Below are 22,038 nucleotides of genomic sequence, written 5' to 3'. Positions count from 1 at the left end.
GTGGGACAACCCGCGCGGACGGCACCGAAGCGCAGGCGGGTCGGCCTGCCCGCCATTCATCGGGGCCGCGCATGTGATCGGCCCTGTGCATTATTGAGAAGAACACGCCGATCGCAGTGCGTGACACGCGGACGGTACCAGGTGCCGGGTTGTCGGTCGCCTGGTTCGCCGATCGCCTCCGGCAACTCGAGTACCCTGCTCCCGGGTACGGGTCGCGCGTTCGGCGGCGTCTCGTCGTGGACGTGAGGAAGGGAAGACTGTTGACGGGCGCGCGGATGGTCGGGCTGTTCGCCGGTATCGGTGGACTCGAGCTCGGCCTCGGCAGGCACGGCTGGCAGACCGAGTTGCTGTGCGAAATCGAGCCCGGCGCCCAGGGCGTGCTCGCGGCCCACTTCCCGGACGTGCCATTGCATTCCGACATCACCCGGCTGCGCGCGATCCCGTCGGGGACCGAACTGGTCGCGGCGGGGTTTCCGTGCCAGGACCTATCCCAGGCCGGGCGTACCGCGGGCATCACCGGCACCCGGTCCGGTCTGGTCGACGAAGTGTTCCGGCTGGTACGCCGCAAACGCGGGCCACGCTGGCTGCTGATCGAAAACGTCCCATTCATGCTGCAACTCGGCCGCGGTGCGGCGATGCGGCATATCACCGGCGCGCTGGAGGAGCTCGGCTACACCTGGGCCTACCGGGTGGTGGACGCGCGCGCGTTCGGCCTGCCGCAGCGCCGTCAGCGGGTGCTGATGCTGGCCTCCCGCACCGAGGACCCGCGTCCGGTGCTGTTCGGCGAGGACGCCGGTCTCCGAACGGTGGGCGACCCCGAGCGCGATCCGTGCGGCTTCTACTGGACCGAGGGGGTCCGCGGGCTCGGCTGGGCGGTGAACGCGGTGCCAACGCTGAAGGGCGGCTCGGCGCTCGGCATCGCCAGCCCGCCCGCGGTGCGACTGCCCTCCGGCGAGATCGTCACGCCGGGCATCGCCGACGCCGAACGCCTCCAGGGCTTCGACGCGGGCTGGACCGCGGCAGCGACCGAGGTTCCCGGCATCCGCAACGGCCATCGCTGGAAGCTGGTCGGTAATGCGGTGAGTGTACGGATGGCGGCCTGGGTGGGATCGCGGCTGGCCACGCCTCTGGGCCCGATTTCAGGCGATCAGCCGCTGCCGACCGGCACGCCGTGGCCGGTCGCCGCGTGGGGGCGCGGCGGTGTCGCGCACCGGGTGCCGGTGTCCACCTGGCCGGTGCATGAGCCGTACGAAGACCTGACCCACTTCCTCACCGACGCGCGGTTGCTCTCCGCCCGCGCGACGGCCGGATTCCTGCGCCGAACCGGCATGGGCAGCCTGCGTTTTCCGCCTGGTTTCCTCGCCGACGTGGAAAGTCACCTCGACCGGATGGGCGGCTGGGCGGCATGAGCGACCGACCACGCACGGACGCGGCCACCAGTGCGCGGATGGCACGCCAGCGGCGCACCGGGACCGATCCGGAACTCGCGCTGCGTCGCGAGCTGCACCGGCGGGGGATGCGCTATTTCGTCGATCGGGCGCCGATCCGCGGGCAGCGCCGACGCGCCGACCTGGTCTTTCCACGACGACGGGTCGCGGTCTACGTGGACGGCTGTTTCTGGCACCGCTGCCCGCAGCACGCGACCGATCCGAAGAACAATGCCGAGTGGTGGGCCACCAAACTAGCGGGCAATGTGGCCAGGGATCGCGCCACCGACACGGCGCTGATCGCGGCGGGCTGGCGTGTGGTCCGGGTATGGGAGCACGAGGATGCCGTCGCGGCTGCCGACCGCGTCCAGGCGGCGTTGCGGCCGCCGTGCTAGCGGTGCCGGACCCGAACGAGTGAGCGCGGCGCGTGGGCAGCCAGATAACCGGACACCGCCATCACCGCCATCACCGCGATTCCGGCGGTGGCTGTCGCGAAGCTGAGCATGAGGACCTCCTCGATATTTCACCTGCCCCTACAGGGTGTTCGGTGAGCCTGGTAAGACCCTGTGTGCCGGGTGGCAATGACGTGTCGATCAGGAGACCCGTCGGGGCCGCGCGGGCAAGCAGGACAATGGGTGTGTGACTGGTAGCCCGAAAGTCGCCGAACGGCGCGTGCGACTGGCGTCGGCGATAATCGCGGCAGCGATCGCGATCGCGGGGCTCTGCTATTCGTCCTGGGTGCTGGAATTCGTGCTGAAGATCAGCGTCGACCCGGTCAACTCCCTTCTCAGCGAGCTCGACGCGGAAGGCAAACCGTACCGTCAGGTCTTCGCTGTCGCCGACACGATCGTGGGAACGGTGCTGATGCCCGCGGCGGTCGCGGGACTGCTGCTGTTCCCGCGCCGCGGGTTCACCACGGCCGGATGGGTGGCGCTGTTCTGCTTCGGCGCGGCGACCATCGCCGATGTGCTGCTGCCGCTGCACGACTGCGTTCCCGGCGACAGCACGTGCGGCGGGCCGAGCGAGCTGTTCCCCCAACTGCATCAGCCGCACGCGCTGTCGAGCACGCTGGCGGTGACCTCGATCGCGGTCGCCGCTTTCGCGTTCAGCCTGGCCGCGTTCCGCTACCACCGCTGGCGGATCCTGCGCGAATTCGGTCTGGTCGTGCTGGTGGTCGGGTCGGCGGCGACGGTGTGGATGCTGGTCGCGGACAATCTGACCGGGAACTACGCCCTCGGGATCGCTCAGCGCATCCAGGTGGGGGCGATGTCGCTGTGGCTGCTCACGTTGGCCGCCGCCGTGCTCCTGGAAGGGAGGGACTGGACCGACCCGAGCTGATCGCCTACTACCCGACCTTCAGCCGAACAGTGTGGCGTTCGGTGCGCGCGGGCAGTTTCGCGGTGTCGACGAACAGGATCTCGCCGGTGTCCTGCACGCCGCCGGGCAGCGTCTTCGGCTTCAGCCCGAACGGCGGCTGCTCGCCCGTGCTCGCGGCCAGACCGAAATCGCTGTCGTCGGCGATGTAGAGGGTCTTACCGCCGTCCGAGGTGGCGACGCCCTCGATCTTGTCGTGACCGAAGAACGTTCCGTCCGGATTCAGCGTTCTGACCAGCACGCCGAGATCGACGTGCGCGGACTTGACGGCCGGGGTGATGCCCGCCTTGCTCAGCGCTGCGACGCCCTCGGCTGTCGGGACCGTCCCGACCAACGTCTCCACCGGCTTGCCGTCGACCTGGAGGCCACGCTCCCGGCCGTACTGCGCGCCGTCGACTTCCGAGTCCGGGCCGATGTCCGTGGCGGCGGAGATGTCCACGGTCCACAGCTTCTTGTCCGCCTTCGGCGCCGGGTTGCCGTCCCGTTCATCGACCAGGAAGGTGGTGGCGCTCAGCGCGGTGATCTCCGAGTCGGCGACCTTCGTGCTTTTCGGGTTCTCCAGGGGGAGCAGGAACTCCTTGACCGCCTTGGTCCTCAGATCCACGGCGACGATGCGGGTTACGGGCACATCCCTGGCCGACCCCGCCAGCCCCGGGGTGTTCAGGCCGCTTTGCATCAAACCGACAAGGGCGGCCCCGTCCGGCGTGACGGTCAGGCCCTCCATGCCCTGGTTCGGCGTGCGCAGCGAAAGTTCTTTCGGCAGACCTCGTCCCGGGACGAGTCGTTCGAGCTCGACGCCCTTGGCGTCGAAATGCACCAGAAACGGCCCGTATTCGTCGGAAACCCAGAACGTGCCGTCCGGCAGCGCGACGAGCCCCTCCGGGTCGAGACCGTGGTCGGTGGGGGGCAACACGTTTCCGGCCAGATCTTTGATGGTCTCGCCGGTGCTCGCGGAGACGTCCACCTGCCCGTTGAACGGAACGCCTGCGGCGGTATGCAACTCGATGACCGAGCGAAGCACGGCACGGTTGCCGACCAGCTGGAAACGGCCGATCTTCGGCACGAAAGTCGGTGTCGGTGCGATCTTCTCGTTCTTGCCCGGCCCGTCCACGTTCGGACCGCGATCGGTGAGCCCGTAGAACTCGTCCGTGCTGCCTGGCACCGGCGTCCATGCCGACCCGAAACCGCTGCCCTGCACCGTGGTTCCGCCGAGCTCGCCGATGGGCGGAATGTCGGTGGTGTACAACCGCACCGCGTCGGTAGTGGTCACCTCGATGCTGTCCGCACCTGTGTAGCCCGCGTCCGGCGTGTAGACCAGCGCGCCGTCGGTACGGCGGCTCAGCGTGCCGTGCGCTGGGTCGGCCGTCGCGACCGCCGCGCTCCCTCCGGTGTTCGCCAGCAGGTCGTCCAGGGAGATCACCAGCGGCTGGTCCTTCGCCACGGTGAAGTCGGTGGCCCGGTCCGCGGACGAACAGCCCGCGGCGAGCACGCCGACGCACAGGACGGCCACGGCGGCAATTCGTGGACGAGAATGAGCTTTCACCATCACTGCCTATCGCGTTGATCCGGAAAATGGTCGACACCCGGGTGAGGGTTCGGCGTACTCCAGCGCATCGACGGCCCGTGCCATGCTGTGGCCATGAGCGATCGCGTGAACATCTCCTCGGGTTCGGAGTTCGAAGATATCGTCGGCTACTCGCGGGCGGTGCGGCTCGGTAACGTCATCGCGGTCAGCGGGACCACGGCCTCGGAGCCCGGCGGCACCGCCGTCGGGGGCGACGATATCGGCGAGCAGACCAGGGAAGTCCTGCGCCGCATCGGCTCCGCGCTGAACGAAGCAGGTGCGAGCCTGGCCGACGTGGTGCGCACCCGCATCTTCGTCACCGACATCGCGCGCTGGCCGCAGGTCGCCGAGGCACACGCCGAGGTATTCGACAAGATCCGCCCCGCGGCCTCGATGTACGAGATCAAAGCCCTGATCACCCCGGCTCTGCTGGTGGAGATCGAAGCCGACGCGATAGTCCCCGACTGAGCCGCGGAAACTAGGTCGTGTGTCCGGAACCGGCCTTAGAGTGGTAATGCCGAGCGTAGTGATATGGCGGCGATGCGGCCCCCCGTTGGGCCACCATTCGACTACCGTCGGGACTCGCAACAAGCGGCGCTAGGGTCGGACCGTGAACCGCGCCGCTTCGCAGACTCCCGTGCCGCTCGACAGCGTCGCCGAGGCGACCGCCCGGCTGCTCGACACTATCCGTGGCCTCAGCGATCAAGCCGTCGGGGAGCCCTCGCTGCTGCCCGGCTGGACTCGGGGCCATGTGCTCGCCCACCTGGCTCGCAACGCCGACAGCCTGGTGAACCTGCTGCTGTGGGCGCACACCGGCGTCGAAATCCCGCAGTACGCCAGCACTTTCCTCCGCGACAACGACATCGAGGCAGGCGCACCGCGTCCGTCGGCAGAGCAGCTCGCCGACAACGAGGCCGCCGCGAACCGCTGGCTCGGCCTGGCCCGCTCCCTCACCGACGACACCTGGCAGGCGGAGGTCCGTACTCGCCAGGGCCGCCCGATTCCGGCGACCGAGGTGCGCTGGATGCGCCTGCAGGAGGTAGAGATCCACCACGTCGACCTGAAAGCGGGCTACCAGCCATCCGACTGGCCCGACGCCTTCGTCGCCCGCATCCTCCCCCAGGCAATCGCCGACCTGAACCGCCTCACCGCCGGCACCCCGCTCGAGCCGTTCGCCATCCACGCCACCGACGCCGACTTCACTGCCGCTATCGGCACCACCCACACCACCCACACCATCTCCGGCCCCGCCGCCTCCCTGGTCGCCTGGCTACTCGGTCGCAGTGACGGCACCGACCTGACCGGAACCCTGCCGCCCCTCCCTGCCTGGAAGTGAGCCGCGCACCCAGTGAACTACGGCCAGGCAGGCCGCAACCGTCATCCGAGAGACGGTTCCCCGGCCCCGCTGAGGCGATTGCGGGGGTTCGCGAAGTCCCAGTCGGACGCGGGTACCGCCTGGAACATGGGAGAAGGCCCCTCCCGTTGCGGGAAAGGGGCCTTCTGTTTGTTGTGCGCCCGGAGAGACTCGAACTCCCAACCTTCTGATCCGTAGTCAGATGCTCTATCCGTTGAGCTACGGGCGCATGCGTTTATTCAGTTGTACCCAGTTTCCCGGGCGTGGCGGAGGCGAGAGGATTTGAACCTCCGGTCCCCGTGAAGGGACAACTCATTAGCAGTGAGTCCCATTCGGCCGCTCTGGCACGCCTCCTGGAGCCTTCTCTTCGAGGGCACCGGTCCTTTCGAACCGCCGAGCAGCAAGGTTACAGGAGCCACCCTTCAGATCACAAAACGGCTGGTCAGCGTAGGTTACTGTCGAACCAGTCGAAGATCCTGGTCTGCGAAGCGACGGCATCGGTGTCGTCGTCGACCTCCGGGCTGTCGGCGCGGTGATGCAGACCCGGGTAGCTGACGACCAGACTCGCGACCGCAGCGCGGGCGGTCGCGTCGCGCAGCTGGTCGACCTGGGCGGGCGGGGTGGCCGGGTCGTCGGCGCCGAACAGGCCGAGCCATGGCGCCTGCAGGTTGGGGGCCGCGCGAACCAAGGCGTCGGCCTGGTCGGTGAGCGGCTCGACAATGCCGGGCGCCGCGACGCTCACCGCGGCCCCGATTGGACGGTTGGTGGCGACCAGGAAAGCGGCGGTTCCCGCGGAGTCGAAGCCGAGCACGCCGACGGTGTCGGGAAATACCCCGCGCCGGGTGAGCCAGTCGAAACAGGCGTCGAAGTCGTCGAACAGCTGGTCGCCGAAAACCGCGCCCCCCGGTTCACCGTCCACCCGGTGTAAGAGGTTGGGTGCAACGACCGTCCAACCCTCACTGGCCAGCGCGCTCATCAGGTCACGCACGGCGCCGGTGATCTCACAGCACTCGTGCAGCAGCACGATCCCGCCGCGGGCGTTGCCCTCTGGCTCCACTACGGTGATGGGCACCTGCGCATGGGCAGTTGACCGCTCTTCTTCTACATCGCCGCCCCGCAACGGGGCCATATCGTCGTAGGTGCCCGACATGAAACAAGCGTAGGGCGAGTTCCCGATATTCGGTAGAAGTTGCCTGTGAGGGCCTATCGCCCAGAGAATTTCCGATACACCAGATCGGGCTTTCCGGCGCGCGGACTAGGGTCGGAGTGTGACACCGCAGATCCGGCCGGACCTCGATTCGATCCCGGCGTACATCCCCGGCCGCAGCCGTCCTGGCGCGGTCAAACTGGCCAGCAACGAGACCACCTTCGGTCCGCTGCCTGCCGCCGCCAAGGCCATCGCCGAGGCGGCCGAGCTGGCCAACCGGTATCCGGACAATCAGGTCACCGAGCTGCGCACGGCGTTGGCAGACTTCCTAGGTGTGGGATTCACCAATGTCGCGGTCGGCTGCGGCAGCGTTGCGCTGTGCCAAGAGCTGGTGCAGATCACCTGCGCCGCACCCACCGACGAAGTGCTGTTCGCTTGGCGCTCGTTCGAGGCGTACCCGATCGTGACCAAGGTAGGCAACGCCACCGCCGTGCAGGTCCCGCTCACCGCGGACCTGGAGCACGATCTGGACGCACTGGCCGCGGCGGTGACCGAGCGGACCAAGCTGATCTTCGTCTGCAACCCGAACAACCCGACCGGCACCGCCGTCGGGAAGGCTGAGCTGATCCGGTTCCTGGGCGCGGTGCCGCCGCACGTGCTCGTCGTGCTGGACGAGGCCTACTACGAGTACGTGCGGCTGGCCCCCGAGGACCGGCCGGACGGCGTCGAGCTCGGCAGGACCCGGCCCAATGTGGTTGTGCTGCGCACCTTCTCCAAGGCGTACGGGCTGGCAGGGCTGCGGGTCGGCTACGCGGTAGGCGATCCCGCGGTGATCACGGCGCTGCTGAAGGTGCATATCCCGTTCAGCGTGAACCAGGTGGCGCAGGCAGCGGCGATCGCGTCGCTGGAGGCACGGCACGAATTGCTGGACCGCACCAATCTTCTCGTCACCGAGCGCGAGCGGGTACGCGACGTGCTGGTGACCGCCGGCTACCAGGTGCCGCCGAGCGAGGCGAACTTCGTCTGGCTGCCGCTCGGCGAGCGCAGCGCGGAGTACGGCGAAGCAGGCGCGGAGGCGGGAGTGCTGGTGCGGCCGTACGGCACCGACGGCGTGCGGGTCACCATCGGCGACCCGCACGAGAACGAGCTGTTCCTCGGCTTCGCCACCGATCCCGAGGTGCTCACGCGGTTCCTGGGTTAGCGGACGCCGATGGCGCCGGCGATCGTCGGCCAGGACAGGGCGAGCTCGTCTTCCCAGTACGGCCATGAGTGCGTTCCGGTCGCCCTGAAGTGCGCGGTCACCGGAATACCGAGACTGCGAAGCCGGTCGGCGAGCCTGCGGGTGCAGGCGTTGGTCGCGGCCTCGAGCGGCCCGCCGAAGCCGATGGCACTGACCACGTCCAGGTCGGGGGTGCCGGGCACGTCGTGCACGCCGGGCACGCCGCTGCCGACCGACAGGTAGATCGTCTTGCCACGCAACGCGTCCGCGTGCAGCGTGACATCGTGGGCCAACCAGTCCGGGTCGTCCTGCTTGCCGAACATGTTGTCCGGCTCACCCTGGTAGGTGGCCACCACGGCGCGCGCCTGCGCCTGGCCGATGTCGGTGCCCGTGGAGAAGCACCCGCTGTGCGCCCCGATGGCGGTGTAGAGCGTGGGATGCCGGAACGAGAGCATCATCGCGGCCTCGGCGCCCATCGAGACGCCCATGACCGCGTTGCGCCCGTTACCTTTGAACTTCGCGTCGATGAGCGGGGGCAGCTCCTTGGTCAGGAACGTCTCCCACATGTTTGTGCCGAGCACCGGGTCGGGCCGCTGCCAGTCGGCGTAGAAGCTGGCCGGACCGCCGACGGTGAGCACGACGTTGACGTCTTTGTCCGCGTAGAACCGGTCCGCGTGCCCGAGCCGGGTCCAGTTGTTACTGTCGCCGTCCGCACTGCGACCGTCGAGCATGTACACCGTCGGACGGGGGTGGGACTGATCGCGCGGCAGCAGCACCTGCACCTCGACCTCACGGCTCATCGCGGGCGAGGCGACGAAGACCCGCAGCCACCGATCGTTGATCGGCTCGATCCGCTTGATCGTCGGCGTCGAGGGTTGTTTGGTGGTCGGCTCGGCCGGACCGGGGCCGTCCGAGGACCCGGTGCTCACCGGCGGAGGGGCCGGGGGGGCCGCCGCCACCAGGGGAGCACCGAACACCGCCGCACCGGAAACGAGTGCGGCGCTTGTCAGGGCGCTGGAAACCCAACGCCGCACCCCGCGCCGAGCCAGCATGCGGACCATCCTGCCAGAGACGTCGGTTGCTGGTCGGAGGCCGTCGCCATGTCGGGGAATGGCATGCCGGGCCGCAACCCCGCGCTCACGACGCGGCGAGGCCGTCTTGCCAGCGTCGTTCCACTCCGGCCAAGCGCCACACGACAATCGCGACCGCCCAGGTGAGCACGAAGAGACCCACGATGATGTAACCGAGATCACCCAGGTCGAGGTTCCCGACCCAGCCGATGACACCCGATTCGACCTCCAGCTTCTCGGCGAAGATCGACACGATCTCCTGTCCTCCGATCAGCAGCGCGACCGCCACCGACAGCCCGGTGATCACCAGGTTGTAGTAGATCTTGCGCACCGGCCTTGCGAAGGCCCAGTCGTAGGCGTAGCTCATGAACGAACCGTCCAGCGAGTCGAACAGCGCCATGCCCGCCGAAAACAGCACGGGCAGTATGAGAATCGAATACCAGGGCAGCCCGGTCGCCGCGGCGCCGCCCGCGATCACCAGCAGGCCGACCTCGGTGACGGTGTCGAAACCCAGACCGAACAGCAGCCCGACCGGGAACATGTGCCTCGGCTCGCGGACCAGGCCGACCACCGGCCGCAGCACCCGGTTCAGCAGCCCCCGACTATTCAGCTGACGCTCCAATTGCGCCTCGTCGAACTCGCCGCGACGCATCTGCCGGAACACCCGCCAGATTCCCACCAGCGAGGCCAGATTCAGCAGGCCGATCAGGATCAGGAAGGTGCCGGACACGCTGGTGCCCCACAGCCCGGTCCACTGTTGCAGCGCCGAGTCCTCGTCCCCCAGGTCGGCCGCAAGCGCACGGACACCGAAAGCGAGCAACGCGACGAGCACGAACACCACGCTGGAATGGCCGAGCGCGAACCAGAAGCCTACGGTCTGAACCCTTTGTCTCCCGTTCTCCGCCACCAGTTTCCGCGTGGTGTTGTCGATCGCGGCGATGTGGTCGGCGTCGAACGCGTGCCGCATGCCCAACGTGTACGCCGTCACGCCGAGCCCGACACCGAACACCGCCCCCTGAACGTGGTAATGACCGGGCGCCACGAACAGCAGCAACGTCCCCCAACCGACGATATGAAGGGCGACAACGGTAATCGCCATCCCGATGACACCGCGCACGAGTAAACCCTCCACCCTCGAAAAGCAGATCAGGTCAACGCTACTCGACACAGCCTGATTCAGGCCCCGACATGGGCCGATCCAGCAAATCAGGCAAATCGCGGCACACGGCCAGCACACCAGCCGTACGCTGAACGCCGGGCCGCTTCCCGGCATGAAAAGGACGGGCATAATGTCGTATCCGCACCATCGGCACCGAGGTCATCTCGCTGCACACACTCGCGGCAAGCGGACCGGCCGCTCGGTACGTAGCCGCGGAAGGCCACCGCTTTCCGGGCAATCCCCGGGCGAAGGCTAATTTGTGGCATCCTCGTAACGCACGCCTGCGCGGGCCACGTGCGAAGGCAGGTGCCCAACCGCGCGAATTCTCTGCTCGAACTCGTCTGTTGCACCGCAGCACCTCTGCCCGACCGGAGAAAAACGTGAATCACGTGTTACCCATGTCATCAATCGAGAAGATTCCGGACACAAAGCCTTTCAGTATGGATCTGAAGCGCCGGATGCAGGAATGCGACGAATTCTTCCGGCTGCCCGAGCTGGCACACCTGGTTCCCCAGCGTCGCCGCGCCGCGCTGGAGCAGCTCGAACAGACCGGCGGCTATCTACAGACCGCCGAGGAGATCCTCATCGGAGCCAAGCTCGCCTGGCGTAATCACGCCCGCTGCGTCGGCCGAAAGCATTGGCGCTCCTTGAAATTGCTGGATGCCCGACGCGTACGGTCCGCGCGCGACCTGGCCGAGGTCTGCTGGCAGCACCTGCAGATGGCCACCAACGGCGGCGCCATCCAGTCGATGATCACCGTCGGCCCGCCGCGCCAGCCGGACGGACGCGAGTTCCACATCATCAATTCCCAGCTCATCCGCTACGCGGGTTACCGCAACGGAGACGGAACGGTCATCGGTGACGCCGCCAATATCAGGCTCACCGAGTTCGCCACCGAACTCGGATGGCGCGGTGCCGGAACACCCTTCGACATCCTTCCGCTGCTGATCAGCACCCCCGACGAGCCGATACAGTGGTTCGACATCCCGCCGGAGCTCGCGCGCGAGGTGGAATTGGAGCATCCGGAGTTCGACTGGTTCGCCGAGCTCGGCCTGCGCTGGCACGCACTGCCCGCGGTGTCGAATATGAATCTCGAGGTCGGCGGGATGACCTATCCGCTCGCGCCGTTCAACGGCTGGTACCTGGGCGCGGAGATCGGTGCGCGCAACCTCAGCGACACCAACCGCTACAACATGCTCCCGCTGATCGCCGAAATGATGTGCCTGGACACCGGATCCGAGCGAAACCTGTGGCGCGATCAGGCACTGGTCGAACTCAATCGCGCGGTGCTCTACAGCTTCCGCAGGGCGGGCGTCTACATCGTCGACCACCACACCGTGGCCAAACAGTTCTGCGACCACGTCAAGCGCGAGGAGGCGGAGGGCCGCGCCTGCCCGACCGACTGGACCTGGATCAACCCACCCATCTCCTCCGGGCTGACCCCGACCTTCCACCGCTACTACGACCCGCCCGATTTGGACATCCGTCCCAACTTCGTCCGACGGGACTTCAGCGGAGACGGAGGGATTTGAACCCCCGGTCGCTCTCGCGACGCTCGCTTTCAAGGCGAGTGCATTCGGCCGCTCTGCCACGTCTCCAGGCAACCGATCGTAGCGGACCGTTCAGCCGGGCCGCGTTCCGATTTCCTCATCGACGCGTCCGAAGACGTCGGCTATCACCTCGAGCTGGGCCGGACTGAGCAAATCGATGAAATCGCGGCGGACGGCATCGACATGGCCGGGGGCGGCGGCTTCCAGGCGGCGCAGGCCCTCGTCGGTGAGTTCGGCGAGTACGCCGCGGCCGTCCTCGATGCAGGTGCTGCGGCGCACCATGCGCTGGTCCTCGAGCCGCCGGATCTGATGGGTCAGCCTGCTGCGCGAAGACAACACGCCGTCGGCCAGCTCGCTCATCCGGAGCGAGTGGCCTGGGGCCTCAGAGAGCAGGACCAGGATCCGGTACTCGGCGACGCTCAGGTCGCTGTCACGCTGCAGCTGCCGGTTCAATGCCGTCATCAGTCGCATGTGGCCGTCCATGTACGCCCGCCATGCGCGCTGTTGCGCAGGCGTGAGCCATTGTGGTTCGACCAGCACACGAACGCTTGGTTCGGGATGCACGGTCGTTATTCTATGCCCGGCGAACTGCGGGAATGACGAGTAACGCAGGTCAGCGCACAGTGGAGACGAGCGAGCGGCTCACCGCGGCAATATCGGCACACCCGGAGAGGCCGAGCACCGAGTCGAAATCGGCGAGCAGCGAACGCAGCGCGTGTCGCATGCCCGCGGCGCCCGCGATACCGAGCCCGTAGGCCCACGGCCGCCCGTACAGCACCGCCTTGGCGCCCAGCGCCAGCGCGACGATCACGTCGGAGCCGGTGCGCACGCCCGAGTCGAACAGCACGTCGGCGCGGTCGCCGACGGTGGCGACCACCGCGGGCAAGGCGTCCAGCGCAGCGATCGACCCGTCCACCTGGCGGCCGCCGTGGTTGCTCACCACCACCGCGTCGACGCCCGCGTCGACCACTTGGCGCGCGTCGTCGGGGTGCAAGATGCCCTTCACCGCTATCGGCAGGTCGGTCCACTCGCGCAAGCGTGCGAGGTCCGCATGCCGCAGCGTGTGGTTACCGAACAGTCCCACCCAGGTGAGGATCGCCACCCGCATGGCCTCCTCGCTCTCCTCCGGCGGGGAAGGCAACTTGGCCCGGAACACCGGATCGGAGAGGTAGTTGGCGATGCCTTTGCCGTGCAGGAACGGCAGGTGCGCCAGCTCCAGATCGCGCGGACGCCAGCCGAGGGTCGGGGTGTCGACGGTGACCACGATCGCCTTCGCGCCCGCGCGTTCGGCCCGCCGGACGAACGAACGGGCCAATTCGTCGTCAGCGGGCCAGTACAGCTGATACCACCACGCTCCGGCCGCCGCGCCGACGTCTTCGATAGTCGATGAGGCCGCAGTGGACAGCACCGTGCCGATACCGAGTTCTTTGGTCACCTCCGCGGCGATCACCTCGCCGCCCTCGTGCAGCAGCTCGAGGACACCGATCGGCGCGGTGAGCACCGGAGCTGCCAGCCGCGTCCCGAGCACCTCCACCGACAGATCGCGTGCGCCTGGCCCGGTGGTGCCGCGCAGCATCCGCGGCAGGATTCGGTATCGGTCGAAGGCGGACCGGTTGGCCGCTGCGGTGCGTTCGGCCGACGCGCTGCCCGCCACATAGGCGAACGCCGCCGGGGCCAGCTGCTCCCGCGCGTGTTGCTCCAAACCCGCAGCGGTCATGGGCAATTCGGGCACCGCGCCACCGAGGCCGCCGAGGTAGATCTCGTTCTGAAATTCGATGAAACCGCCGCTCACCAACCGAACGGTAGTCCCTGGCTGCGGTAGCCGCAGCCTGCTCGCCAGATTGTGTTTCACCTGTTTTCCCGCCCCGCGGCAACCCGCCCGACCGCTGTTCGCCCGCCGAGCCGGGGGTCCGCGCGCAGTCATCTGGACGGCCGGAGCACTATGGCACGGTGCGTGCTATCAACCTGACCGGTTTCGGCGGACCAGAGGTGATGCAGTGGGCCGAGGCCGCCGGTCCGACGCCCGGGCACGGTGAGATGCTGATCGAGGTGGCCGCGGCCGGCGTCAACCGCGCCGACCTGTTGCAGCGCCAAGGCCACTACCCACCCCCTCCGGGCGCCAGCGAGATCATCGGCCTCGAATGTTCCGGCGTCGTCGCCGAGCTCGGCGACGGAGTGCGCGATTGGCAGGTCGGCGACCGGGTGTGCGCGCTGTTGTCCGGCGGCGGTTACGCCGAACGGGTCGTGGTCCCCGTGACGCAGGTGCTTCCGGTTCCGGACAGCCTCGACCTGGGCGCGGCGGCCGGACTGCCCGAAGTCGCGGCCACTGTGTGGTCGAACCTGGTGATGACCGCGGGGCTGCACGCGAACCAGCTGGTGTTGATCCACGGTGGCGGCGGCGGGGTGGGCACGCACGCCATCCAGGTGGCCAGGGCGCTGGGTGCACGCGTCGCGGTGACCGCAGGTTCGGCCGAGAAGCTGGCGCGCTGCGCGGAACTCGGGGCGAGCGTGCTGATCAACTACCGGGAGGACGATTTCGTCGCGGCGGTGCGCGCGGCGGCGTCGGGCGCGGGCGGCACTGGCGCCGACATCATCCTCGACAACATGGGCGCGGCCTACCTGGCGCGCAATGCCGACGCGCTGGCCGAACACGGACAGCTGATCGTGATCGGCATGCAGGGCGGGGTCAGCGCCGAACTGAATCTCGCTGCGCTGCTGCGGAAGTGGGGCACCGTCCACGCAACGAACGTGCGCGCGAGACCCGCGACCGGCATAGGCGGTAAGGCGGCGATCGTCGCGGAACTGCACCGGCACCTGTGGCCGTTGATCGCCGACGGCACCGTCGTGCCGGTCATCGGCGCCGAGCTGCCGATCGACGAAGCTGCCGAGGCGCATCGGCAGCTGGACTCCGGTGCGGTGTTCGGCAAAGTGGTGCTACGGGTGAAAGAACTCTGAACGCTGCGTCCGCCGATCACTCCAGCGTCACGAGCGCCCTGCCGAGCTGATCGATCTCGAACCTGGTGGTGTAGGGCGCGAGGCCGATGGTCACCGCGCCGCCCTCGTCGTTGACACCCAGCGCGTCGAGCAGCCTGCTGCCGCCGTGCACCCCGCTCAGCGTGCCGATCCGGTTGTCGGCCAGTTTGGCCGCGACTTTCTCGGCCTGCATGCCCGCGAGAGTGAAACTGACGGTGGGAATTCGGGTGGAAGCGCGCCCGATCACGGTGAGGTTCGGGATCCTGTCCAGCACGTCCATCAGGTGCTCGAACAGCTGGTCGTGGTAGTCCTGCAGCGAGGTGATCGACATTTCCAGGCGCTCGCGCCTGGTGCCGTGTGTGCGGTCGTCGAGCCCGGCGAGAAAGTCGATCGAGGTGGTCAGCCCGGCGAGCAGCGCGTACTGGTGCCCGCCCACCTCGAGTCGCTCAGCACCCTTGGCATAGGGGTTCAACGACATCGAGGGAATCCGGTCCAGAAACGCCGGGTCACGAAATACCAGCGCGCCGATCTGCGGGCCGCCCCATGCCGGTGCGCTCAGCGCGACCACGTCGGCGTTCAGTTCTTCGATGTCGATCAGCGCGTAGGGCGCCGCGCCGAACGCGTCGGCCACCAGCAGGCCGCCCACCTCGTGCACCCGGTCCGCGGCCACCCGGACGGCGGGTGCGGAGCCGACGATCGGCGAGGCGGCGGTAAGCGCCACCAATCGCGCGGTGGGCCCGATGAGCTCCTCGAACTGCCAGGACGGCATCTCGCAGGTCTCGATCTCGACCTCGGCCCAGCGCACGTGCGCGCCGTAGCGGTTGGCGATGCGCAGCCACGGCGCGACGTTGGCCTCGTCGTCCAACCGGGACAGCACGATGCCGGTGCCGAGCCCGAGCCGCGAGCTGAGCGATTCGGCGAGCCAGGCCAACAAGACCGCCCGGTCGGGGCCGAGCACGACGCCCGCCGGATCACCGCCGACCAGGTCCGCCACCGCCTCACGGGCCGCGTCCAGAATCGCGGCGCTACGCACGGCGGCGCCGTGGCGCCCGATATGCGAGAATGACGAAGTTCGGAAACCTGTTGAGACAGCACGAGATACCGCATCCGGAACCAGCATGCCCGCTTGCGGGTCGAGATGGATCCAACCGTCGCCCAGGGACGGTATCAGGCCCCGAACCCTCGCGACGTCGTATGTCATGTTGGCCACTCTAAGGGCAGCGGGCGAGCCTGTATAACCACGTTCCCCTCCGCATTCCGGCGGGAGCACAGTGACCTGGGACTCAGCATGGCAACCGACTTTCGACAAATCCGAACCACACGACCCGGACAGGATAGAACGCCATCGCCGCGCCGTAAGGCGGACCGGGCAACCCCGGCCGACCACCCGGAGCCGGGGCCACCCGCTTAGCGTGTTCGGAGCGAACGCGACATGATAGGGGTCATGACGCACTCGGATGAGGCACCGGACCACATCGTCGTTGTCGGACCGGACGGCAGGCCACTGATCCTCCCAGCGGGGGCCGGATCGGGGGCGCCCTTCACCGCTCAGGTGGTGACCGATGACGACAAGAAAGACGACTCGGACGGCAGTGACGATTCCGGCGAATCGCTCGCCGACATGGTCGAGCAACCCGCGAAGGTCATGCGGATCGGCACCATGATCAAGCAGCTGCTGGAGGAGGTGCGCGCGGCTCCGCTCGACGACGCCAGCCGCAGCCGACTCAAGGAGATCCACAAGTCCTCGGTGCGCGAGCTGGAACAGGGCCTCGCCCCCGAGCTGCGCGAGGAGCTCGAGCGGCTCACGCTGCCGTTCACCGATGACGCCGTCCCGACCGACGCCGAGCTACGGATCGCACAGGCACAGCTGGTCGGCTGGCTGGAGGGCCTGTTCCACGGCATCCAGACCGCACTGTTCGCACAGCAGATGGCCGCACGGGCACAGCTCGAGCAGATGCGCCAAGGCGCGCTGCCGCCCGGCGTCCATGCCGCCGACCCGCGCGGCGGCCATCCCAATCATGTCACCGGCGGTTCCGGTCAGTACCTCTGACACCACCCGACCCGCGTGTGCCACGCGGGTCGGCGGGAAGCCGCAAGGGTAGTGTCGCACCGTGCCCGCCGCTGCCGCTCGCTCCGACTCGGTATCCGAACCGAGTGCGGTGCGTCCTGAAGAGAGCTCAATTGGTTCCGATGACCAAGCGTTTTCAGATGACAGCTCACCGACCCCATCGCCCGAGCGCACGGTGCGTTCCGGCGACGACTCGCGGGAGGATCCGGTGAGCGCGGCTACACCGGAGGTGCAGCCCGCGACCGCCGGGGCGACCGCGGCAAAGATCGTGTCGGACTCCCAGACGTTCCGGCGCGCGTTCCAGGACTTCGCCGGCGGATTCGCCCAGCGCGAGCTGTGGTTGTCGCTCGGCTGGCAGGACATCAAGCAGCGCTACCGGCGCTCGGTGCTCGGCCCGTTCTGGATCACCATCGCCACCGGCCTGCAGGCCACGGCGATGGGCATTCTGTACGCGGCGCTGCTCGGCCAGCCGCTGCGGGAGTACCTGCCGTACGTGACGGTCGGGCTCATCATCTGGAACGTCATCAGCGCGAGCATTCTGGAGGGCTCGGACGTCTTCATCGCTAACGAGGGCCTGATCAAACAGCTGCCCTCGGCGCTGAGCGTGCACGTGTACCGATTGGTGTGGCGGCAGCTGCTGTTCTTCGCGCACAACATGGTCATCTATTTGGTGATGCTGGCGGCCTTCGGCGTCTGGAAGAACCTGGGCTGGTCGAGTCTCCTCGCGATTCCGGCCATCGTACTGCTGTTCCTGAATTCCATGTGGGTGTCGATCGTGTTCGGCATTTTCAGCACCCGCTACCGCGATATCGCGCCCATTCTCGGCAGCACCACCCTGATGCTGTTCGTGCTCACCCCGGTGATGTGGACGACCAAGACCCTGCAATCGCAGATGGGCACTGGCGACCGCGCCCGGCTTGCCGAACTCGTACCGACGTTCCACTATCTCGAAATCGTCCGGGCACCGCTGCTCGGCGAACCGCAGGAGCTGCGGCACTGGGTGGTCGTCGGCGCGATCACACTGGTGGGCTGGATCGTGGCGATCTTCGCCATGAAGCAGTACCGTTCGCGCGTGCCGTACTGGGTATAGGAGCGCCCCCGATGAGTCGTGTGAGTATCGAAACCCAGCAGGCGTGGGTCGAATTCCCGATCTTCGACGCCAAATCGCGGTCGTTGAAGAAAGCGTTCCTCGGCAAGGCGGGCGGCGCGATCGGGCGCAACCAGTCCGACGTCGTCGTGGTCGAGGCGTTGCGCGACATCAACCTCGCACTGAAAGAGGGCGACCGGATCGGCCTGGTCGGGCACAACGGCGCGGGCAAATCGACGCTGCTGCGGCTGCTCGCGGGCATCTACGAACCCTCCCGCGGCAGCGCGCGCATCCGCGGCAGGGTGGCGCCGGTATTCGATCTCGGTGTCGGCATGGACCCGGAGATCTCCGGTTACGAGAACATCATCATCCGTGGACTCTTCCTCGGGCAGACACGCAAGCAGATGCTGTCGAAAATCGATGAGATCGCCGATTTCACCGAACTCGGGGAATATCTGTCCATGCCGCTGCGCACCTATTCCACCGGCATGCGGGTTCGCCTCGCGATGGGCGTAGTGACCTCGATCGATCCGGAGATCCTTCTGCTCGACGAGGGCATCGGCGCAGTGGATGCCGAATTCATGAAGAAGGCCAGAATCCGGTTGCAGTCCTTGGTCGCGCGATCGGGCATTCTGGTTTTCGCCAGCCATTCCAATGAATTTCTCGCGCAACTGTGCGATTCCGCGCTGTGGATCGATCACGGGCAGATCCGATTGCGTGGCGGTATCGAGGAAGTGGTGCGAGCGTATGAAGGTCCGGACGCGGGGAATCACGTCGCCACCGTGCTGCGCGAAATGGAAGCCGAACGGGCTATCGGAACCGAACGAGAACTGGAGCGGAATCAGGCATGAGTGAGCCGGCCGGGCAGGACACCCCGATCGATGCAGGGGCGCAGGCCCGGGTCGGCTCCGTGCCGGATGGCTCCGGCGCCGTGGCGGGCGAGGACGGCGGCGCGCCCGCGCAGGCCGCCGGTGCGGCGATGCCCGGCACCGGGCCTGGCGCCCGCATCGTGGCCGTCGTCGTCACGCACAAGCGCCGTGAGCTGCTCGCCGAGTCACTGAAAGTCGTTACTTCCCAATCACGGCCGGTGAATCACCTGATCGTGATCGACAACGGCAACGAACCGGAAGTCGCCGATCTGGTGCGCGACCAACCGGTCGAATCCACCTACCTCGGCTCGGCGCACAACCTCGGCGGCGCGGGCGGGTTCGCGCTCGGCATGCTGCACGCGCTGAGTATCGGCGCGGACTGGGTGTGGCTCGCCGACGACGACGGCAGGCCCGAAGGCGCGGACGTCTTGTCCACCCTGCTGGACTGCGCGGACCGGCACGGGCTGGTCGAGGTGTCGCCCGTGGTCTGCGACATCGACGAACCCGACCGGCTCGCCTTTCCGCTGCGCAGGGGTGTGGTCTGGCGGCGGCTGCGCTCCGAACTCGGCGACGAGGATTTCCTGCCGGGCATCGCCTCCCTGTTCAACGGCGCGCTGATCTCGGCGAAGGCTGTCGACGTGATCGGAGTTCCCGACCTGCGTCTGTTCGTCCGCGGCGACGAGGTCGAGGTGCATCGCCGCCTGGTCCGCTCCGGCCTCCCCTTCGGCACCTGCCTGCAGACGGCGTACCTGCACCCCAACGGCGCGGCCGAGTTCAAGCCGATCCTCGGCGGCCGCATGCACACCCAGTACCCGGAAGATCCGGTGAAGCGCTACTTCACCTACCGCAACCGCGGCTATCTGATGTCCCAGCCCGGTATGCGCAAGCTCCTCCCCCAAGAATGGGTCCGCTTCTCCTGGTTCTTCCTCGTTACCCGCCGCGACCCCGCCGGCCTGCGCGAATGGTTCCACCTACGCTCGCTCGGCCGCCACGAACAATTCGGCAAGCCTGATTAACTCACCGCTTCCGACACCTACACAAGTCAGCGCACGTCAACGGTAGTGGTATCGGCACGCAATGATCGTGACGGTGTCACTGTCGATTCGGTAGACCAAGCGGTGTTCGTCGTTGATGCGCCGCGACCAGTAGCCCGAGAGCTCGTGACGAAGTGGTTCAGGTTTACCGATTCCCTCATTACCGTTGCGCATGATGTCGGCGATCAGAGCGTTGATGCGTTTGATCCTGGCCTTGTCTTGCGTCTGCCACCACAGGTATGAGTCCCAGGCGTCTTCGTCCCAGGCAATGATCATTCTTCGATCAGCTCATGCGGTTCGGCTTGCCCGGCTTCCACGCGCGCGATTGCCTCACGAAGCCGTCGAGCATTGGCAGGAGACCGCAGCAGGTAGGCGGTTTCCTTGATCGACTCGTATTCGGAGAGCGGCAGCATGACGACGGGCTCCTGCCCAGCGCGGGTGATAACCACTTCGTCCTGATCTTCGATGATGCTGGTCAGCGTCTCGGCTAGGTGCGCACGAGTCTCGCTGTAGGTCTGTATCCTCATACAAAAATTGTACGGCACTGCTGTACAAGTTTCGATATCAGCGGCTCGACGCGAAAGGATTCGGCCGCAGTGGGCGGCTTCCGGGCGCTCTCACGGCCAGGTGCTCGCCGCCAACGTCGACACCGTGCTGATCTGTACCGCGGCCGACGGCGATATCCATCTCGGCCGGATAGAGCGCATGCGCGCGCTGGCCTGGGAGAGCAACGCCCAGCCGATCGTGCTGCTCACGAAGGCGGATGCCGCGACCGACATTCCGCTCGACGACGTGCGGGCGGTCGCGCCGGCGGTCAGCGCGTCCAGCGGTGCGGGACTCGACGTGCTGGTCGCGATGCTCGACGGCACTGTCGCCCTGATCGGGCCCTCCGATGCTGGGAAGTCCACCCTCGCCAACGCGCTGCTCGGCGCAGAGGCGTTCGCCACCAACGCAGTCCGTGCGGCGGATAAGAAGGGCAGGCACACCACGGTGCATCGGGATCTGCGTCCGCTGCCCGGCGGCGGCACGCTGATCGATACGCCCGGGCTGCGCGGCGTCGGGCTGTGGGATGCTTCCGAAGGGATCGAGAACCTTCAGTGACATCGAATCCCTTGCCGCACAATGCTGTTTCGGCGATTGCGCGTATCCCAGCGAACCGGGTGCGCGGTGCTGGATGCGGTCGATACCGGTGCGCCGCCCCAGCGACGACTCGCCAGCTATCACAAACTCGCGCGGGAGAACGAGTGGATCCAGGCGCGTACCGACAAGCGGCTGCAGGCCGAACGCGAAAAGGCCTGGCGGGGCATCACCAAGCAGCAGCGCAGGCTGAACCAGGAGCGGAACTCGCGGCGCTGATTACGTCCGCGCACGGTAGGGTCGGCTCGCATCGTTCGCTATATGGGAGGGATAGATGAGTCATCCCGGCGGGTACCCGCCTCATGGCCAGCAACCCGGGCAATGGCCTGGACAGCCGGCGTTCGGTCAGCAGCCGCCCGTCGGCCAGTACCCGCCTCTACAGGCGCCCGCGCAGTACGCGCCGCCTGCGGGGCAGAATCCGAGCCAACCGCATCTCGTACAGCCCGCGGTCGGGCAGCCCCCGTATGGGCAGCCGGTGCCCCAATACGGCCAGCCCGCACCGCAATACGGCCAGCCCGCACCGCAATACGGCCAGCCCCAGCAGTTCGGGCAGCCCCAGCAGTTCGGGCAGCCGCAGGCCTATGGCCAGCCCGCCGATCCGCCGGGCATCACGATCGATGCCTCGTACTCGGGCTGGGCATTCCTTCTCGCGCTGACCAAACCGAAGATCCTGGTCAACGGGCAGCGAGTGCCGAACACCCGCTGGGGCGCGAACCACATTCCGGTCGGCCCGGGCCAGTACCACGTACGGGTCGCCACGCCGTGGCTGTTCGACATGGGTCCGGCCACCGTGACGGTGCCGATCGCTGATGGCCAGGCCACGCGGTTCTATTACAAGGCACCTGTGGTGATCTTCCTCAACGGCGCGATCGGCCCGATGCCGCAGAAGGCGCCCGGCATGGTGTTCCTGTACATCAGCTGGGCGCTGGTCGGGCTGATGATCCTGTTGAACATCCTGACGCTGGCGACGCTCTAGCGCGAAAGGGCACCGGAACCCGGTGCCCTT

Annotated in this window: 22 protein-coding genes, 3 tRNA genes and 1 pseudogene; 14 read left to right on the top strand and 12 right to left on the bottom strand. The window is 67.5% G+C overall.

The features are described 5' to 3' along the window. Positions 1–275: 275 nt before the first annotated feature. From OHB12_RS25995 to OHB12_RS25985, 3 genes are all read left to right on the top strand, one after another. A complete protein-coding gene (locus OHB12_RS25995; RefSeq protein ID WP_327121471.1) occupies positions 276–1,409 on the top strand; it encodes a DNA cytosine methyltransferase in 1,134 nt (377 codons plus the stop codon). Beyond that, on the top strand, positions 1,406–1,822 hold the full coding sequence (locus tag OHB12_RS25990) for a very short patch repair endonuclease (RefSeq protein WP_327111541.1): 417 nt from the start codon (positions 1,406–1,408) through the stop codon (positions 1,820–1,822). Before OHB12_RS25995 ends, OHB12_RS25990 begins: the two co-directional genes overlap by 4 nt. Before the next feature lie 244 nt (positions 1,823–2,066). Next, positions 2,067–2,765 carry a DUF998 domain-containing protein gene (locus OHB12_RS25985; protein ID WP_327111538.1) on the top strand — a complete coding sequence of 233 codons (699 nt, stop codon included), beginning with the start codon at positions 2,067–2,069 and terminating at the stop codon, positions 2,763–2,765. Between the two features lie 7 nt (positions 2,766–2,772). Here OHB12_RS25985 and OHB12_RS25980 read toward each other — a convergent pair whose 3' ends face one another. After that, positions 2,773–4,311: an esterase-like activity of phytase family protein gene (locus tag OHB12_RS25980; protein ID WP_327111536.1), complete on the bottom strand. Its 1,539-nt coding sequence runs from the start codon at positions 4,309–4,311 to the stop codon at positions 2,773–2,775. 129 nt (positions 4,312–4,440) lie between these two features. Between OHB12_RS25980 and OHB12_RS25975 the strand changes: the two genes are divergently transcribed. Together OHB12_RS25975 and OHB12_RS25970 are read left to right on the top strand one after the other, a co-directional pair. Then, positions 4,441–4,833, top strand: a complete 393-nt coding sequence (locus OHB12_RS25975; RefSeq protein WP_327111534.1) for a RidA family protein — start codon at positions 4,441–4,443, stop codon at positions 4,831–4,833. Positions 4,834–4,975: 142 nt separating this feature from the next. After that, positions 4,976–5,701 carry a maleylpyruvate isomerase family mycothiol-dependent enzyme gene (locus OHB12_RS25970; protein ID WP_327111532.1) on the top strand — a complete coding sequence of 242 codons (726 nt, stop codon included), beginning with the start codon at positions 4,976–4,978 and terminating at the stop codon, positions 5,699–5,701. A 174-nt stretch (positions 5,702–5,875) separates the two neighbouring features. Here the strand turns inward: OHB12_RS25970 and OHB12_RS25965 are convergent. The 3 genes from OHB12_RS25965 to OHB12_RS25955 all read right to left on the bottom strand — a co-directional run bounded on the left by OHB12_RS25965 (position 5,876) and on the right by OHB12_RS25955 (position 6,869). After that, positions 5,876–5,948, bottom strand: a tRNA-Arg gene (locus OHB12_RS25965). A 35-nt stretch (positions 5,949–5,983) separates the two neighbouring features. Further along, positions 5,984–6,073: transfer RNA gene (locus tag OHB12_RS25960), tRNA-Ser, on the bottom strand. 88 nt (positions 6,074–6,161) lie between these two features. Further along, positions 6,162–6,869: a dienelactone hydrolase family protein gene (locus OHB12_RS25955; RefSeq protein WP_327111530.1), complete on the bottom strand. Its 708-nt coding sequence runs from the start codon at positions 6,867–6,869 to the stop codon at positions 6,162–6,164. Positions 6,870–6,987: 118 nt separating this feature from the next. On the opposite strand from OHB12_RS25955, the gene hisC reads away from it, so the two are divergent. Next, the gene (gene hisC, locus OHB12_RS25950; RefSeq protein WP_327111528.1) at positions 6,988–8,067 is read left to right on the top strand and encodes a histidinol-phosphate transaminase; all 1,080 of its coding nucleotides are present in this window, start codon (positions 6,988–6,990) and stop codon (positions 8,065–8,067) included. On the opposite strand, the gene OHB12_RS25945 is transcribed toward hisC, so the two are convergent. Then, entirely contained in the window at positions 8,064–9,137 is a 1,074-nt protein-coding gene (locus OHB12_RS25945) for an alpha/beta hydrolase (protein ID WP_327111526.1), read from the bottom strand. The genes hisC and OHB12_RS25945 overlap by 4 nt on opposite strands. Before the next feature lie 85 nt (positions 9,138–9,222). Further along, positions 9,223–10,254, bottom strand: coding sequence for a HoxN/HupN/NixA family nickel/cobalt transporter (locus OHB12_RS25940; RefSeq protein ID WP_327121469.1), 1,032 nt, complete (start codon positions 10,252–10,254; stop codon positions 9,223–9,225). Between the two features lie 500 nt (positions 10,255–10,754). On the opposite strand from OHB12_RS25940, the gene OHB12_RS25935 reads away from it, so the two are divergent. Further along, a complete protein-coding gene (locus tag OHB12_RS25935; RefSeq protein WP_442799849.1) occupies positions 10,755–11,846 on the top strand; it encodes a nitric oxide synthase oxygenase in 1,092 nt (363 codons plus the stop codon). Here the strand turns inward: OHB12_RS25935 and OHB12_RS25930 are convergent. From OHB12_RS25930 to OHB12_RS25920, 3 genes are all read right to left on the bottom strand, one after another. Then, positions 11,828–11,912, bottom strand: a tRNA-Ser gene (locus OHB12_RS25930). The two genes, OHB12_RS25935 and OHB12_RS25930, sit on opposite strands and share 19 nt — an antisense overlap. Before the next feature lie 24 nt (positions 11,913–11,936). Continuing rightward, positions 11,937–12,347 (bottom strand): MarR family winged helix-turn-helix transcriptional regulator, encoded by a 411-nt coding sequence (locus tag OHB12_RS25925; protein WP_327121467.1) that lies wholly within the window; start codon positions 12,345–12,347, stop codon positions 11,937–11,939. 130 nt (positions 12,348–12,477) lie between these two features. After that, a complete protein-coding gene (locus tag OHB12_RS25920) occupies positions 12,478–13,716 on the bottom strand; it encodes an alpha-hydroxy-acid oxidizing protein (RefSeq protein ID WP_442799848.1) in 1,239 nt (412 codons plus the stop codon). A 98-nt stretch (positions 13,717–13,814) separates the two neighbouring features. Between OHB12_RS25920 and OHB12_RS25915 the strand changes: the two genes are divergently transcribed. Continuing rightward, positions 13,815–14,819, top strand: a complete 1,005-nt coding sequence (locus OHB12_RS25915; RefSeq protein WP_327111522.1) for an NAD(P)H-quinone oxidoreductase — start codon at positions 13,815–13,817, stop codon at positions 14,817–14,819. 16 nt (positions 14,820–14,835) lie between these two features. On the opposite strand, the gene OHB12_RS25910 is transcribed toward OHB12_RS25915, so the two are convergent. Beyond that, positions 14,836–16,038, bottom strand: coding sequence for a cysteine desulfurase-like protein (locus tag OHB12_RS25910; RefSeq protein ID WP_327111520.1), 1,203 nt, complete (start codon positions 16,036–16,038; stop codon positions 14,836–14,838). Between the two features lie 243 nt (positions 16,039–16,281). On the opposite strand from OHB12_RS25910, the gene OHB12_RS25905 reads away from it, so the two are divergent. The 4 genes from OHB12_RS25905 (at position 16,282) to glfT1 (ending at position 19,877) form a co-directional block, all read left to right on the top strand. Further along, entirely contained in the window at positions 16,282–16,887 is a 606-nt protein-coding gene (locus tag OHB12_RS25905; protein WP_327111518.1) for a bacterial proteasome activator family protein, read from the top strand. A gap of 226 nt (positions 16,888–17,113) precedes the next feature. Further along, complete coding sequence (gene wzm, locus OHB12_RS25900; protein ID WP_442799847.1) at positions 17,114–17,995, top strand: galactan export ABC transporter permease subunit Wzm/RfbD; 882 nt, start codon at positions 17,114–17,116, stop codon at positions 17,993–17,995. 11 nt (positions 17,996–18,006) lie between these two features. Further along, the gene (gene wzt, locus OHB12_RS25895) at positions 18,007–18,843 is read left to right on the top strand and encodes a galactan export ABC transporter ATP-binding subunit Wzt/RfbE (protein ID WP_327111516.1); all 837 of its coding nucleotides are present in this window, start codon (positions 18,007–18,009) and stop codon (positions 18,841–18,843) included. Between the two features lie 128 nt (positions 18,844–18,971). Then, positions 18,972–19,877, top strand: a complete 906-nt coding sequence (glfT1, locus tag OHB12_RS25890) for a galactofuranosyltransferase GlfT1 (protein ID WP_327121461.1) — start codon at positions 18,972–18,974, stop codon at positions 19,875–19,877. A 36-nt stretch (positions 19,878–19,913) separates the two neighbouring features. Here the strand turns inward: glfT1 and OHB12_RS25885 are convergent, their stop codons facing one another. Both OHB12_RS25885 and OHB12_RS25880 read right to left on the bottom strand, forming a co-directional pair. Then, positions 19,914–20,171: a Txe/YoeB family addiction module toxin gene (locus tag OHB12_RS25885; RefSeq protein ID WP_327111514.1), complete on the bottom strand. Its 258-nt coding sequence runs from the start codon at positions 20,169–20,171 to the stop codon at positions 19,914–19,916. After that, positions 20,168–20,422, bottom strand: a complete 255-nt coding sequence (locus tag OHB12_RS25880; protein WP_327111512.1) for a type II toxin-antitoxin system Phd/YefM family antitoxin — start codon at positions 20,420–20,422, stop codon at positions 20,168–20,170. The genes OHB12_RS25885 and OHB12_RS25880 overlap by 4 nt, the downstream gene beginning before the upstream one ends. 73 nt (positions 20,423–20,495) lie before the next feature. Here OHB12_RS25880 and rsgA point away from each other — a divergent pair. Then, a pseudogene (rsgA, locus tag OHB12_RS25875) lies at positions 20,496–21,251 on the top strand (ribosome small subunit-dependent GTPase A); the annotation flags it as partial. Between the two features lie 55 nt (positions 21,252–21,306). Beyond that, positions 21,307–22,008 (top strand): hypothetical protein, encoded by a 702-nt coding sequence (locus OHB12_RS25870; protein WP_327111510.1) that lies wholly within the window; start codon positions 21,307–21,309, stop codon positions 22,006–22,008. The last annotated feature ends 30 nt before the right edge of the window (positions 22,009–22,038 follow it).

It is taken from the genome of Nocardia sp. NBC_01730 (assembly GCF_035920445.1).
GTDB lineage: Bacteria > Actinomycetota > Actinomycetes > Mycobacteriales > Mycobacteriaceae > Nocardia.
Note: the sequence above shows the minus strand (reverse complement) of the source record. Positions and strands in the feature narration are given on the sequence as shown.